Annotated in this window: 9 protein-coding genes; 1 reads left to right on the top strand and 8 read right to left on the bottom strand. The window is 58.5% G+C overall.

The window, feature by feature from the left end:
• Positions 1–44: 44 nt before the first annotated feature.
• From C2L64_RS13760 to C2L64_RS13785, 5 genes are all read right to left on the bottom strand, one after another.
• The gene (locus C2L64_RS13760) at positions 45–593 is read right to left on the bottom strand and encodes an A24 family peptidase (protein ID WP_090836328.1); all 549 of its coding nucleotides are present in this window, start codon (positions 591–593) and stop codon (positions 45–47) included.
• A gap of 128 nt (positions 594–721) precedes the next feature.
• Complete coding sequence (locus C2L64_RS13765) at positions 722–904, bottom strand: Flp family type IVb pilin (RefSeq protein WP_090836450.1); 183 nt, start codon at positions 902–904, stop codon at positions 722–724.
• Between the two features lie 222 nt (positions 905–1126).
• Complete coding sequence (locus tag C2L64_RS13770; protein WP_090836329.1) at positions 1127–1318, bottom strand: Flp family type IVb pilin; 192 nt, start codon at positions 1316–1318, stop codon at positions 1127–1129.
• 3898 nt (positions 1319–5216) lie between these two features.
• Positions 5217–6791: a methyl-accepting chemotaxis protein gene (locus C2L64_RS13780; RefSeq protein WP_090836452.1), complete on the bottom strand. Its 1575-nt coding sequence runs from the start codon at positions 6789–6791 to the stop codon at positions 5217–5219.
• 155 nt (positions 6792–6946) lie between these two features.
• On the bottom strand, positions 6947–7477 hold the full coding sequence (locus C2L64_RS13785) for a hypothetical protein (RefSeq protein WP_090836331.1): 531 nt from the start codon (positions 7475–7477) through the stop codon (positions 6947–6949).
• A 39-nt stretch (positions 7478–7516) separates the two neighbouring features.
• Here C2L64_RS13785 and C2L64_RS13790 point away from each other — a divergent pair, with 39 nt between their 5' ends.
• Positions 7517–8611, top strand: coding sequence for an MraY family glycosyltransferase (locus C2L64_RS13790; RefSeq protein ID WP_090836332.1), 1095 nt, complete (start codon positions 7517–7519; stop codon positions 8609–8611).
• A gap of 1190 nt (positions 8612–9801) precedes the next feature.
• On the opposite strand, the gene C2L64_RS53215 is transcribed toward C2L64_RS13790, so the two are convergent.
• The 3 genes from C2L64_RS53215 to C2L64_RS13820 form a co-directional block, all read right to left on the bottom strand.
• Positions 9802–10056: a hypothetical protein gene (locus C2L64_RS53215; protein ID WP_143055749.1), complete on the bottom strand. Its 255-nt coding sequence runs from the start codon at positions 10054–10056 to the stop codon at positions 9802–9804.
• Between the two features lie 1164 nt (positions 10057–11220).
• Positions 11221–11778, bottom strand: coding sequence for a hypothetical protein (locus C2L64_RS13815; protein WP_244144584.1), 558 nt, complete (start codon positions 11776–11778; stop codon positions 11221–11223).
• Positions 11779–12299: 521 nt separating this feature from the next.
• On the bottom strand, positions 12300–12941 hold the full coding sequence (locus tag C2L64_RS13820; RefSeq protein ID WP_051058245.1) for a hypothetical protein: 642 nt from the start codon (positions 12939–12941) through the stop codon (positions 12300–12302).
• Positions 12942–13936 lie beyond the last annotated feature (995 nt).

Consider the following 13936-nt stretch of genomic DNA (forward strand, 5'->3'; position numbering starts at 1 on the left):
ACAGTCGAGGCAAGCGCTGGCTTGAACAAAGCCTTCGGTACTTTTTAGAACACCAAGCTAGCCGTCTGAAGACACATCGCGCCGACCGTACCTAGTGCAATGGCCACAGCGAACGGCAGTGATCCGACACTGGCCCTCCCGGAAGGTCCCGCGCTGGGATCAGCCTGTTGTGACCGGCCGATCATGGCGAGAAGCATCCCCCGGATGTTTGCGAAGGCGGGTCTCATCTGCCGGCCGGCGACGAGCAGAATCAGCGCCCAGATGCCCCCGACGATGAAAGTCAGCAGCACGATCCTGAACACGGCCCATGAACCCACAAAAGCTCCGATCGAGCCCATCAGCTTGACATCGCCCGCGCCCATTGCGCGCAGCGCGTACAGCGGCAGGAACAGGCCTCCCCCGATGAGCATGCCGAGCAGCCACTCGCTGAATCCCGCACCCACTCCGTGGAGGTAGCACTGCACTGGCAATCCGAGTACCGCACCGACCAACACAAGCCAGTTTGGAATGCGACGAGCTCGCAGATCCGTCCACGAGGCAATCACCACGAGTGCCAGCAGACAAAGACCGACTGGAAATTCGAAAGCGTTCATTTCGTTTCCCTAACTAATCGAGTTGTCGGCTGTCCCAGGCTTACCACTGACAGTGTTGCATCCCGGTCATGCTTCGCCTGAGTAAATCCGGAACTGCTCCGGCAACAGAACAGTTCCATCTCGCGTACTTAGCCGGCTGCGTTCTGCGCGTTCGTAAGGTACGTTCCAATGGAATCGAACATCCCCTTGAGGGCAGGACTGCCCGCCGTGAGGCCGGCAACGATGACCAGTGAGAGAAACCCCGCGATCAGGCCATACTCCATTGCCGTCACACCGCTCTCGTCGCAAGCAAAATCACACGCCAGTTTCATGAATTTCACTTTCAGCTCCTTATTCAGTGGAAGCATCAGGTCAGACACAGGGCCCCATGGCGGACTTGTTAGATAAGCCTGGAAAGCAAAGCCAGAAGCGTCGAGCAACTGGCCTTGCCGCTACTGCAGTACCCCTCGCCAGCTGCGAGCAGGCCATTTGCGAACACCCGCTCGCGGGGACCACCACCAACAGGCTATCAACCTGTGGTCGTGCTCAGGCCTTTAGCCCATCGCGGTCTTCGCAGCGGCAAGCTGAGTTCCGATCTGGTCGAAAATGCCTTTGAGAGCCGGGCCACCGGCCGTGAGGCCGGCAACGATCACGAGCGAGAGGAACCCCGCGATCAGGCCGTATTCCATTGCCGTCACACCGCTTTCATCACGGACAAAGGCGCGAAACGATTGAGCGATCTGCATTTGTGAAACTCCTTAAAAAATTTGAAAACATCGAGTTTGTTGATGACGCTCGCTGCCGGACCGAGCATCCGTTACGCCGCGAGGACACCGTAAGCAATGGTGTAATGCTGCTCGCCGCGTCTGGCCGCTGACCGGTTCGGTACGGGGACGCATCCCGAAGGATGCGTCCCCGTCCGCCCCTCCCCAACGCCACCTCTTCGGAAACCTCGATGACGGTCTATGCCGTTGCTCGCTGTTCCCCCATCTTCAACACGCGCCGTTAACAAGACAGGCAACGTGTTGAAGTTTTCCGACGCCGCAGGTTGAATCCCCCGTCAGTCCTGCGTCGCCTGAAACCGTGACGCTCATCTTGTTGAACCAATGCGCTCGTCACCGTCGCTGGGACATATAGCCAGAACGGTGCCATGTATGCCGAAACCCTTGCTGGAATTGGTTCATTTAGCCAAAAGAACGATGTCCTGATGCGTCCATGATGGCGAATGTTTCACAAATGAATAACTGTTAAATCGGGATGTTGGAGGTCGCGGGGACGTCAATGTGGGGGGGCGAACAGATTAAGTCTGAGGAAACCGACAGGCGGAGTTGCGTGAGATGGCTCGTTCCACGGTGATTCAAGGATCTGCAACATCTGACCTAGGTATTGGCAACACGGAAAGATCGAGTTGTGCCCAAGAGCGTGAGGCCGCCCGCACGTCACAAATTGTTACATGTCAGAAACACGAATTTGTGGGTAAAAATGTCGCCAAAAATCAGTGTCGGTCAGAACGACCTGTAGAAAATGCTCGGCCGGTCCCCGGGGACGCTTCCATACCGCCAGTTTCGCCGTGTTTAGACTGATGAATACCCTTATTTTTTGGGCTCGTCGGGCCGCTGGCCCGGCACCGTCACATTTTGTTACAGTGTTGATACATAAGAGGTAATCATTGCTCGTCCGGGTCGAAGCTCGCAGCGGAGCGAGGCGGGTTTCCTAGAGCGTTCGACCGTCCTCCGATTCGCCCTCGGCATTCAGAAGGATGCCCATGGCTCCGCCGATGCCGGCTAACTGCCGGGGCGGTTTGCGATCGGGCGTGCCGGGGCGGACTGCTGCCGGCCACGAACGGACACTGCAGCAGCAGCTCGCGGCAATGTGGGAGGCCGATACTGACGAGGCGCGACGAGACCGCGCCAAACCGGGGGTTCTTGGCCGCGATATGGTGAGCCCTATTGTTGGTCCCGGTAACTGACGTTGGCCCCGGTAACTGACCCGTTCGGCGGTCGAAGCTGGATATCTGGCAGCCCGCAGACTATAAATCGTCTGGTACGCGCGTCGTTTCACCCAAGCGGGCTTCGAAAACGGACAGAGGTCCGGCGTGGCAGGCATCAGGCTTGATAGTTTCATCGACGTTCTGGGTGTCCCCGTGGACCGGAAACTATATGTCGTGTTGACAACAGACGACGTATTCGCCGCCGGTAGCTGGACACGAACGGCCGCTACCCTCCAGGGCTTCCCAGGCTCAGGCAGCTGGACGTTGAACTACGCCACCGACCCCGGCATCCGGGTGCAAGACGCAGCGGGCAACAACATCTGCACGCTGCTAGCATGGAACGGTTGCCGTGGCGGTCGTCGCATAACACCACGGGACGTTCACCGCACGCAAACCCAACCTTGCCAACGGGGACGTGTTCATATAAGGATGTCAATGCGGCGGACGGCCGAACCTTCCCCATGGGGGCGCAGAACCGGAGAGCTCGCACCTCCGTGCAGGGCGAAAGGTGTGGCGTCTTCGATCTGACACCACAGTTCGACAGGGAAAGTGCGAGCTGTTCGGTCTGGCCGGTGAGGTAACGCCGGATTCAGCTGACGGCCGACTGAACTCGACGGCGTTCATACCCTGTGATGCGCTCTATCGAGCGGCAACCCCGTATCCCAACTGTTCATCGTGAGCGGCTGGCCACACGCATCGCATCCGCGATGCGGATATAGGACCGTGCGCAATGTCTCATCGGCTTCTGAGCTGAGAGTAAGTTTCCTCACGACATAAGTGCGGCTTCCATCTCGCGACGATAGTGAACAGAAATTCGGCATGATCGCACTCGATGATGAGCCGCTTTGTTCCTCTACCCTTCCTGATGCGCAGGCGAGAGAAGTCCCCTGGGCGGACGTTCTCCCCCTTGAGCTTACGCAGGAGGTGGTCGGCCGTATGTTCGCGCGCCGTGTAGCGGATATAACTTGCACGTGCAAGCAACTCTTTGCTGCCCAGATCTTTCTCGAGCGCAAGCAGTTTGCGTCCCACCGCGAACGTTAGCTCGGCTTCTTTGAAAAGAGGCCTGACGCTATCCGGAAATTGCCCGAGAGAGAGGGCGCTGCTGATGTTTCCTCGGGAAATGCGTAGCGCGCGGGAGCAACCGCTGTAACTCGTCCATTCCCCGTTGACAATTCCGAGATGGCACCGATCCGATATGTACCTGGGTAAGTCTTGTGACCCGGTGATGATCTTCCTTTTGTCGATGCCAGACGAAGGCAACGCTTTCCTTGCGACGGACAGCCGGCCTTTTATCATCGAGAGTACCGCCTTCGCTGGCAGCTTGCTGTTGGCAGCGACGTCTGAAGTGTTCGAGCGCTGCTAGAGGAACTTCCGTGGGAATCAAGAGTTTCGCGTTTCCGTTGCTGAGGCATACGATCTCGCGATTGTTGGCGACGAAGCGACTGAATTTCATTTGCGGCCTTTTGTGAATGACGCCAGAAACCTTGAAAAGCACAGAGCGCCCGCTTCTTTCGCCAACTTTTTCTCGACGTGTCGCCCGCTTTTAGCGATATGGCTCCGTTACAAAACGCGCTAGCTTGCGTAGATTCAACCAACACGCACGCCGACCGAGCCTGTGATACGCGTGGAACAGAAGGTACTGAATCGCCGCGAGGACTACACCGGCGGGTTCGGCAAATCGTCAGTGCGGGTAGTGTCAATGCTACGTCGGGCAGGGCGTGCCGGAAATTTGAGGGCTTCATGAAAGACCCAGGAGGTGATTGCGTGGGTGTGTGAAGACCTGCAACCCGGACTGATGTGGTCCCGGTCAATTGCAATGGGGCAACTGCCTTCAATCACACAGTGCGCGATCTGGCCCGCACGCTCGCCGCATGAATTTGGTGTTGCGGACAGCCTGATCTTTGCACGGGTTCTTTCCGACGCAAATCGTCCGTCAGGCGTTCAGATGAAACGTTCGGAGTCACCTAATGAGCCAAACCGTTCACCCCGATCTTCGACCAAGCTTGGCGACCGGCAGCCCCTCTCTGCACGCCGTCCCTCCACCGACGGACGCTTCGCTGTGCCTGATGCAATCCTACGGTATCGATGTTTTGATCGTCGGGAAGCGCATACCGAACTTCTATCCGGCTGGCGGCAACCGGCGTTACTGTGGTCGTCGATGCGAACGGAGGTAACCCCGTACCCACGTGTTCTCCTCAGCCTCCTCGTGATCCCGCACCGGGGTGCGTTCATCCGCCCATCGCGCCACTCATCACACTTGCACCTGGACGCTGAGCACTCGTCAGTTCAAAACCGATACGATTGCCCCCACGTGCCAATGGCAAACCATCTTTTGATGGGGGGTGCGACCTACCGAGTTCCAGCGCAGCATGAATCTCGACAGGTCGGTTGCCTGCTGCCGCGATGGTAGCGGTCCGAAGAGACCGTTCATCGACGCCCCCGCCGGTGGCCTGCGTGGCAGCCAAGCAAGCGATCCCCGTGTGTCTTTGCGGGCCACGAGTTTGTGCGACCTTTGGGGGACCTAAAGCGACTGCGTATCCTTCCATAGCATCATATACCGACCCATTCACTATCCCATTCAGCGTGAACCTGTCGCCTCTTCTGTAGCATGGTTGGCCGCATCTTCTGAGCACATGGCTTCTTCCGCTCGATGCCTATCCGGCATCAACTGCAACCCGTGTGTCCTCCAATCGGAACACGGCCACCGCCTCGCGCAGGACGACGGCCTGCGCTTCGAGCGTTTTCGCGGCGGCCGCGGCCTGCTCGACGAGCGCCGCGTTCTGCTGCGTGACTTCGTCGATCTGGCCGATCGCCTTGTTGATCTGCTCGATGCCGTCGCTCTGTTCGTGCGCGGCGCCTTCGATTTCCGTCATGATGCCCGTCACGCGCTGCACGGAGTTCATCGCTTCCTCCATCGTCTTGCGCGCGTCGGCGACGAGCGTCGCGCCCTGCGCGACCTGCGCCGTCGAATCGCCGATCAGCTCGCGAATTTCCTTCGCCGCCGCGCCCGAGCGCTGCGCGAGCGCGCGCACTTCGGACGCGACAACGGCAAAGCCGCGCCCCTGCTCGCCCGCGCGCGCCGCCTCGACGGCCGCGTTCAGCGCGAGGATGTTGGTCTGAAACGCGATGCCTTCGATGATGCCGATGATCTCCGCAACCTTGCGCGACGATTCCGTGATGCCGTCCATCGTTTTCGTCACGCGCGTGACCACGTCGCTGCCGCGCACGACCGTGTCCAGCGCGCCTTGTGCGAGACGGCTCGCGAGCTTGGCGTTGTCGGTGTTCTGCTTGACGGTCGCCGACAGCTCTTCCATGCTCGCCGCCGTCTCCTGAAGCGCGGCTGCCTGCTGTTCGGTACGGCTCGACAGGTCCGCGTTGCCGGCGGCGATTTCGTTCGCGCCGAGCGTGATCGAATGGGTACTGCCGCGCACTTTCGACACCGTATCGACAAGGCCGTCGCGCATCTGCGAAAGCGCCTGCAGCAACTGGCCCATCTCGTTGCGCGAGCGCACCTTGACGGAGGTCGTCAGGTCGCCTTCGGCCATGCTGCGAAAGTGGCGGATCGTCTGGTTCACCGGCTTCACGACGGCGGACGACAGGCCCGCGCGCGCCAGCGCGCCTACCACGACGGCGGCCACGCCGATCGCAATGAACAGACCCGTCGAGATGTTGAAGCGCTGGCTCAACTGGCCGGCTTCGCGCTGCCGGTTGTCGGCCTGCGCGTGCTTGAGCGCGTCGATCGCCTTCGCGTAGACGCCGTAAAAGCGGTCCGCCGTCTCGCCCTGGATCGTGCGGAATGTGTTGAAGTCGTTGTCGACGAGCGCCTTGTGCTCTGGCTCAATTGCCTGATTGACGAGCGCGGCGCGCGCCTGCGCAACGGTTTGCGCAAGCTTGCCCTCTTCTTCGCTACCGAACGGTCCGGCCATGTAGACGCGAAAATCCTCGTTCGACGACTCCAGCAGCTTGTGCGCGGCGGCGAGCAGTCCATCCGTGTCCTTGCCGACGCTGAAGAGCGTCTCGTAGCTGCCGAGCGACAGACGCACCTGCAGGAGCTTTTCCGAGCTCGACGTCAACGCGTTCATCGCCGCCGACGACTGCTGCACGTTCTGCAGGCCATCGTTGGTGAATTTCAGCGCGCCCCAACCGACGCCGATCACGATCAGGAGAAAGGCCGCGAAGATGCCGATGACGAGCGTCAGTCCTTGCCGGATGGTGATGTTCTTGAGCATGAGTGTCCGTGACGTGCTGTCGGCCACCCGGGATGGCAGCCCCATCGATGGCTATCGGCAACGCGGGACAGACTCCGAATAGGGAGAATCCATGACGTAGCATGTGGGATGGCGCGCTTGCGCGTTGCTCCCGCAGACGCGGTCTGCTCGCCTTACTACTGTGGGAGCCGGGTTTTTGTATGGGCGGCCTGCACGTCGGCTCGCGTGATGTGCCAGAGGACGGAGAAGCTGGTGCCGCCGACCGTCGGGTAGCCGTTAGCGTGACAGTTGTCCGACAGTGGATCGCAAGCGATCGTCATCGTTTGCCTGTCGTTGAACGTGATCTTGACGACCGGGCTCTCGAGCGCACCCTTCTGGATGGGTTCGAGTTCGTATGTACAGGGAACGGTTTTTGGAGCGGATCCTGTCCTGTCGCCCTTTATCAGAAGCGTGGCAGTCTTCGAAGGAGGACTGTCGAAGCGAAGCTCGACTGTGTCGCCGCTGTCGGCGCTACCCGTCATCGATACGGGAACCGATGAGGGGACTGCGATGGATACCAGCGGCAGCGCGAATAGCGCCGCGCTCAGGCATGCAAGAAGGGAGATACGCATCTTCGAACGGACGGCTTGAATATCCTGCGCATTATGAGCGAAAACTGCGCCGCCTGCCGCCGCGCAGTCAACCCGTCCGTGCCCGCTGCGTTTCATTTGTATAATCCACCGTTTGCTTTTCCGGCCCCCACTTTCATGCTCAGTTTCGCGCTCGGTTTCCTGGTTTCACTACTGATCACGCTCGTGATCGTGCGATATGCGCATCTGCATGAAACGTTTGCGGACACCGATCTGGCCGGCGTGCAGAAATTCCACGCGCGGCCGGTGCCGCGCATCGGCGGAACGGGGATTCTGGTCGGGCTGGTCGTTTCGGCGATCCAGCTGTATGGCGCGTATCCGGCCGTTTCGGCGGGCATTCTCGGCATTGTCGCCTGCGGTCTTCCGGCTTTCGCTTCGGGACTGGTCGAAGACCTGACGAAGAAGGTATCGCCCCTCGCCCGGCTGATCTGCACGATGGTCGCCGCAGCGCTCGCTTACTTCGTGCTGGGAATCGCCGTCACACGCATTAGCGTGCCGCCGCTCGATTTTCTGCTCTCCTACGCGGCCATTTCCTGCGCGGTGACCGTGCTGGCCGTCGCGGCGCTCGCCAATGCAATCAATATCATCGACGGCTTCAACGGGCTCGCGTCGATGGTCGCCTTCATGATGTTCGCGTCGCTCGCGTATGTCGCATTCCAGGTGCACGACCCCATTGTGCTGTCGGCATCGCTGATCATGATGGGCGCGGTGATGGGCTTCTTCATCTGGAACTTCCCGGCGGGTCTGATCTTTCTCGGCGACGGCGGCGCCTACTTTATCGGCTTCATGCTCGGCGAACTGTCGATCATGCTCGTGATGCGCAACCGCGACGTGTCGGCGTGGTACCCCGTACTGCTGTTCATGTACCCAATCTTCGAGACCTGCTTCTCGATCTACCGGAAGAAGTTCATCCGCGGCATCTCGCCCGGGATTCCCGACGGCGTTCATCTGCACATGCTCGTCTACAAGCGGCTGATGCGCTGGGCGGTTGGTGCACGCACGGCGCGAGAGCTGACGCGACGCAATTCGCTGACCTCGCCGTATCTGTGGCTGCTCTGCCTGATCGCCGTGGTTCCCGCGACGCTGTTCTGGCGGCATACGCTGCATCTGTTCTGCTTCGTGATTGTGTTTGCAGCGACGTATGTTTGGCTCTACGTGAGCATCGTGCGATTCAAGGTGCCGCGCTGGCTGGTGGTCCGCAGGCACCGGTGAAGCGCCCGCGGCAGGGAGACTGGCGTGGCTTTTTCTGTGAAGCCACCAGCCCGCACGGTCATGCGACGCGATAGACGTCGGGCAATGTCAATCAACGTTGCCGTCAAGTGACGCTTCAGACCAAAAGGTGCGACACAGGATTTCAAAAAATGAAAAAGGCCGCGCCCGAAAGACGCAGCCTTGCTTCGATTGTTGTCCGTCCTTAACCCTACACCGGCGCTATGACATGCGCCGACGAGCGCGGTCAGCCTTTCGGCCGTTTCGGTCCATGACCAGACCGAGTACAGACAAAGCGACAGCCACGCCAAGCGCAAAGAAACTGAAGCCCATACGATTCTCCGTTTCGTGGAAGCTTAACGTGAACTGCGCGGAAGACGTCGCTGACGCTTGACCTTGTTTGCATTGTGCTCCATCAGCGCGCCAAGTCCACACATGACGACTGCGGCGCCGAACGCCAGAATGCTGATATCCATTGCTCGTTCTCCTCGCTCGGAGTCGCTCCTTGCATACAAGTTAGCACGAAACTCTCGATCGAACCTCGTCTTGAAGTCAGGCCCGGCATAAGCCTGCTGGCGGCCCATTACCGCCTCTTCGTGCATGGCTCAGAAAAGGAAGCATGCCGACGATGTTGCCCTCTACAAAAACAGAAAACGGGCTATGCAATTGAATTGGACGATCAGCGCAAGATACGCCGCCGTCGCTGTCGTTCGCGCTTGCGACCGCGACTGCTCATGTAAGCACCGTAACCCAGAATCGGCGCTAGGAGAGATAGGACGAACAAACCGAGATTCATAATTGATCTCCGCTCATCGGATGCCTAGATTGCAGAAAGCGTACCACAACGGTGAAAGCTCGGGGTCTTGTCAGAAGGCGATGCCGTGTCGTGGTGAGCCATGCACGCCGCTGCGCCACAACTAGCCGACGGCATAGACTCCCATCTTTCTCAATTCCCCTACGCACGTTATTCATCATCGTCGCAATCGACAGTTCCGGCTTTTCGGGGCTCGTAGCATTGCTCCCGAATGCAGTGACGCTTTAGTGACTTCAGTCAGAACGGAGGGGCCTAACTGCATTTCAACATCATTCAATTCGTGATGGAACCTCCGAAGCCATGGGTGACTACTACCCAGAGGTTCGTTATCCTGATTCGCGTGGACGCACTGAGCGCCGGCCCGGCTCCAACGTCCCATTCATCCAAGATCCGTGAGTATCTTTCGCAGCAGCGCGAGCCGTCGGATCTGCAGCGGGACCAAATAGAATCTTTGTTCGATCTCGGCAATCCTGGTAAGCCAGTAGGACACACCGAGACTAAAGCCGGTATCAAGGATGTCCGTATTGCTGAGATGGCGTATTACCGCTTCAAGATGCGCCAGTTCGGGGTCAGCTAATGCCGCCGGTGATTTTGGCGCCTGGCTTACCGGAATCGCTGATGACCTGGGCTTCATTGCGCGCCCCCTGACGGGGCAGCGACGTCCCAGCATTGGGTTGCAAAACCCGTTCGTTGCGAGGTGCGCGAGAGGAACCAGGCCAGCGCGATGAACGCGGTATCTGGTTTTCTTTTGACCACATGGCAGTGAAGCCGCGTTATACATTGCATGGCACGCTGAAGTAACTTTCGTTAATTCATCATGCCCACGCCACGCGAAAGTCAAGGAAGCTGCGGCGGGCAGAGCGGCGCATGCTTGGCAGCACGCTCGCCGTAGTCCGGTGCCCACTGCGGCACAGGCTGATCAACGAACGAGTTCAGTGCCTATCAGCGCGAACGCAGTCTTCAAATCGGGGACAGCGAAGAACAGGCGCCCAGTCTGCCGCAACGTGGGCAGACTGGGCGGGAATGGAATGCAGACCGACTTTCCAGCCGTATTGGACGGCAACCGGAGTAAGGTTGTCGCGTCCGCCCTTGTCCCGCCGCTCAACATTGACAAGCCGATCGAGGCCAGCCTGTCAGGGATTAACGGAGAATGCGGAGAGATGGCACATTGATGGAGGCCGCTCATGCATCTTTTGGCGCTCTGTCAGGAGGCGACGTCGCAGCACAACCGCTCGCCCTAACCGTCCGAGGGAGGGCCAAGCGCCTGCACGAACGGTTGAACTATCGTGTCTCCTGCTCCGTGGCGATTTTGCTCCCGGCGTTGTTCAACGCTTTCCGTTTGACGGCAATAGCGGAGCAGAGACCCATGAGGATCGAAGACGGTGGTGAGTAGTCTCGCTTTTCCATCGCCTGTTGATGCGTACACGAGACGCCTCCCCCAAGCGGGATGTTACTGTTGAACTCGTGCGACAGTTACTGGACGCATATTCGTGCGCCAGGTCGCCGATGATAGTCGCGTGCGCACGCAGCTTTCGGGTGCATAGCTCTCGTTCGATCGCGAGCATTTTGGGCGCACATCAAACGTCAGGTCGGCCCTCAAAGACATCAGGCATCATACGGTAGCTGCGTGCGATAGAACCCACTGCAACCGGCCCCACCCCCTACTGCCTATCCCAAGAGGGCACGGATGACTGCTGGCATTCGTAATGTCGGTGAACACCCGTATGAGCCCAGCTTCAATGATTTTAATCAGAGCGTCAGCTGGTTAACAGCGAGGAAGATCCAACTTCCCTGCGACTCAAATCAATTGCAACACTGCACCCAGGACGGCGTTGATCGCCTTCTCAAGGCGTGGGACATCCGAAGAAATGCGGCTCAACTGCGGCGAATACAGCCTGATGTAATTTTCTTCGTTGTGGCGTGTGAGTCTCACGACCGTTCTATCGGTCGGCACCGGCAAGCCGGTGGCAAGAGCCGCAAGTATCGTGCGCACATCGAGGTCAGGACGCGCGCCAAGGATAGCCGCGGAATCTCTCAAACGCCGACGTCCGGTTCGCTTTTCAAGCTTCACGAGTTTTTCCGCGATTGCGAAAGAAATTCGATATACGTCGCCAAAAGTATGGATAACTTCGTCTGGAATCGTCGCGGCATGCAGCATCCGAGTAACGTGCGGTTTCGAAACGCCCAATGCTAAGGCCATTTCCGACTGCGATCGCCAAATTCGCCCAGTCAAGAAGTAAGCGCAGAGTCGGCCCAATATGATGATCGACGTCTTCCGCTGGCGAAGCTTGTTGTACTGCGCGAGGGCTTCTTGCTGACGAAACGTGTGTGGATCTATTTTCAAAGGTTTTTCCATAATCAGTCGGGCTGAGAGGGGGCGCAGAATCTAGCGCACCGAGAAGTGCTGACGCGTCCCATTTCGAAAGGCTTGGCATGATGACGCGATGTTGCCGCAAATTTCGTCAGCCGTCTGACGAAAAAAAATGGGATATCGTGATCGGGCGATTCCATGCAAACCATGTAGCAACCTGAGATCCTATCCGTTTCCGCTTGTATTCAGTGGCCCAAAAGCTACCCAAAAATCCCCTTCATTTCGGCTTAAGACCGTTAGCCGGCTCACGGGCAAGTATGTGATTTCTCGCTTTAAATCAATGACGTGACGGGCCGATTCCATGTAAACCATGTAACAAATCGAGATCCCGTCCGTTTCCGCTTGTATTCGTTGGCCTTAAAGCTATACCAAATCTTCGTCATTCCAGCTTAAGCCTACTAGCCTGCTACTGCCTGAAACATTCTCGCGGTCGGACATGACCGTCACGCTGGAGAAATCCGCCACTTCCGCGTGTATTGCGCCAGCCGCTGAGGGCGAGGCGGATGTCAAACGTGGTCAAGCTGGCTCGGCCTGGCTCCCGCAATCAATTTACAACCAATGCGCAATCGCTCGTCGATTGCGTCGACGTTGATGCGAGATGCTATCTTGCGATACACCTGTTCGCGCCTTACCCGGAAGAAATGATGCAATTCGCTCAGCTTGAGGTATGAGGTCGGCAAACCCGTTCCGAACTCGCATGTATCGTCTTCGAACACAGCGATGTTTTCAATCGGGCAGTTAAATCCATCCAGCAAGGCACCGAGAAAGTGAACGGCGGGTGCGGTGTACCGAAGGGGACACGGATAGATCCCCGTCATCCCTGGTGCGGACTGAACGTACAGCTTGTCCTCTTCAAGGCTCTGTGTCACCTTTCCCGCCCATTCGATACGGCTGACGACGAATACGCCGATATCGGTAACGGCTAAACAGTCGGCCCGAACGCTATGGCCCGCGAGACCATCCGAAGTCAGGACGGTCAGCTCCTCGTGCAACGAGTAGCGTTCGCCAAGTAAAGGCGCGAGTACTTCATGCAGTCTCCGCGAGAAGTCGATATATTTCCGGCGGTGATCCGCGACTGCGGGCTTCTTCGCGAACCGGTTCGGATATCCGAGGATTGCCTGAGTCGGCATGAAGAAATCCAGGCGCATACGTCCGCACGTAGGACATCGTTTGGTCATCGTGAACTCTCCTTTCATTCCCGTTCGTGTTTTGGCTCCGCGCCCCGAGTGTCCGGCCGCGTCAGCAAAGACGATCGTAGCGCTGCTCAGGACAATGACAGTTCACTATGATGACAATTTTGATAGGCCTTTTAACCGGAACGGTCCTGGTAATACGGGCCACCCTCGATGCCGGTAAGCGGAAATCGATTCCACGAACCAACGCTCGGACGAGCCGGCTCACGGTCTTAACCCGAAAAGCAACGTAAGATCACGTAGCTTTTGGTCCGGCGCAGCGCTAAATCTGTGGTAAGGGACCCCGGCTCGGGGCCTTCGCGCTTTTCGATTAGTGAATGGAACCGCTCCATGTTCCCGACACTCTTGATCGATTCAAAAGCTACCTTTTTCCTGCGCCTTTCTCGGATAACGGCGTCAACCGGTTGACATCTGTCGGGTCGGCTACCAAGGCGGGCGCACATCGCGCTCAAGGTGCGTCCGAGTCGCAGACAAAATCCGTGCGTCGTAGCATTGCTCACGACGGACTCCTGCGCCTTAGCGCACATCGACGTGAGAGTGCGCAACCGGTCCGTTTGTCGCGCTATTGCCGCGCCGTCATCCCGCCACATCGCTCATGCTTCGCAGCACCTGCTACGCGCGACAATTGTTCACTCCGGCGGTCACCGTAATTGACGCCATCGACCAGGTACAACCAGGTTCGTTGCGGAAATTGACGAGTGCACCGCCGCCCGTCACTCCTACTCGAGCGGGAGGAAATACTCCGCGGGGCGCGACAGTGGCACGTCCAATGACTCAGTGACGCCAGACCCGCCTGCGCCTGCTAGGAACGGTTAGCTTCCATCGAGTGGACGGCGCAGGAGAAGCGAGCGATGCGGACGAACGACCGTGGCCCTTTGCCGGTATCCTGCAAAGAGCCTGCCGCGAGATCTTCTGGCGGCCTGCCTCTGACTTGTTTCCGTTGCGGCAAC

This window comes from Paraburkholderia hospita (genome assembly GCF_002902965.1).
Taxonomy (GTDB): Bacteria; Pseudomonadota; Gammaproteobacteria; order Burkholderiales; family Burkholderiaceae; genus Paraburkholderia; species Paraburkholderia hospita.

Coding starts and splice junctions, on each gene's coding strand:
- C2L64_RS13770 (WP_090836329.1), bottom strand. CDS start 1,318: ATGCAGATCGCTCAATCGTTTCGCGCCTTTGTCCGTGATGAAAGCGGT.
- C2L64_RS13815 (WP_244144584.1), bottom strand. CDS start 11,778: ATGGAAAAACCTTTGAAAATAGATCCACACACGTTTCGTCAGCAAGAA.
- C2L64_RS13760 (WP_090836328.1), bottom strand. CDS start 593: ATGAACGCTTTCGAATTTCCAGTCGGTCTTTGTCTGCTGGCACTCGTG.
- C2L64_RS53215 (WP_143055749.1), bottom strand. CDS start 10,056: ATGAAGCCCAGGTCATCAGCGATTCCGGTAAGCCAGGCGCCAAAATCA.
- C2L64_RS13790 (WP_090836332.1), top strand. CDS start 7,517: ATGCTCAGTTTCGCGCTCGGTTTCCTGGTTTCACTACTGATCACGCTC.
- C2L64_RS13785 (WP_090836331.1), bottom strand. CDS start 7,477: ATGAAACGCAGCGGGCACGGACGGGTTGACTGCGCGGCGGCAGGCGGC.
- C2L64_RS13780 (WP_090836452.1), bottom strand. CDS start 6,791: ATGCTCAAGAACATCACCATCCGGCAAGGACTGACGCTCGTCATCGGC.
- C2L64_RS13765 (WP_090836450.1), bottom strand. CDS start 904: ATGAAACTGGCGTGTGATTTTGCTTGCGACGAGAGCGGTGTGACGGCA.
- C2L64_RS13820 (WP_051058245.1), bottom strand. CDS start 12,941: ATGCGCCTGGATTTCTTCATGCCGACTCAGGCAATCCTCGGATATCCG.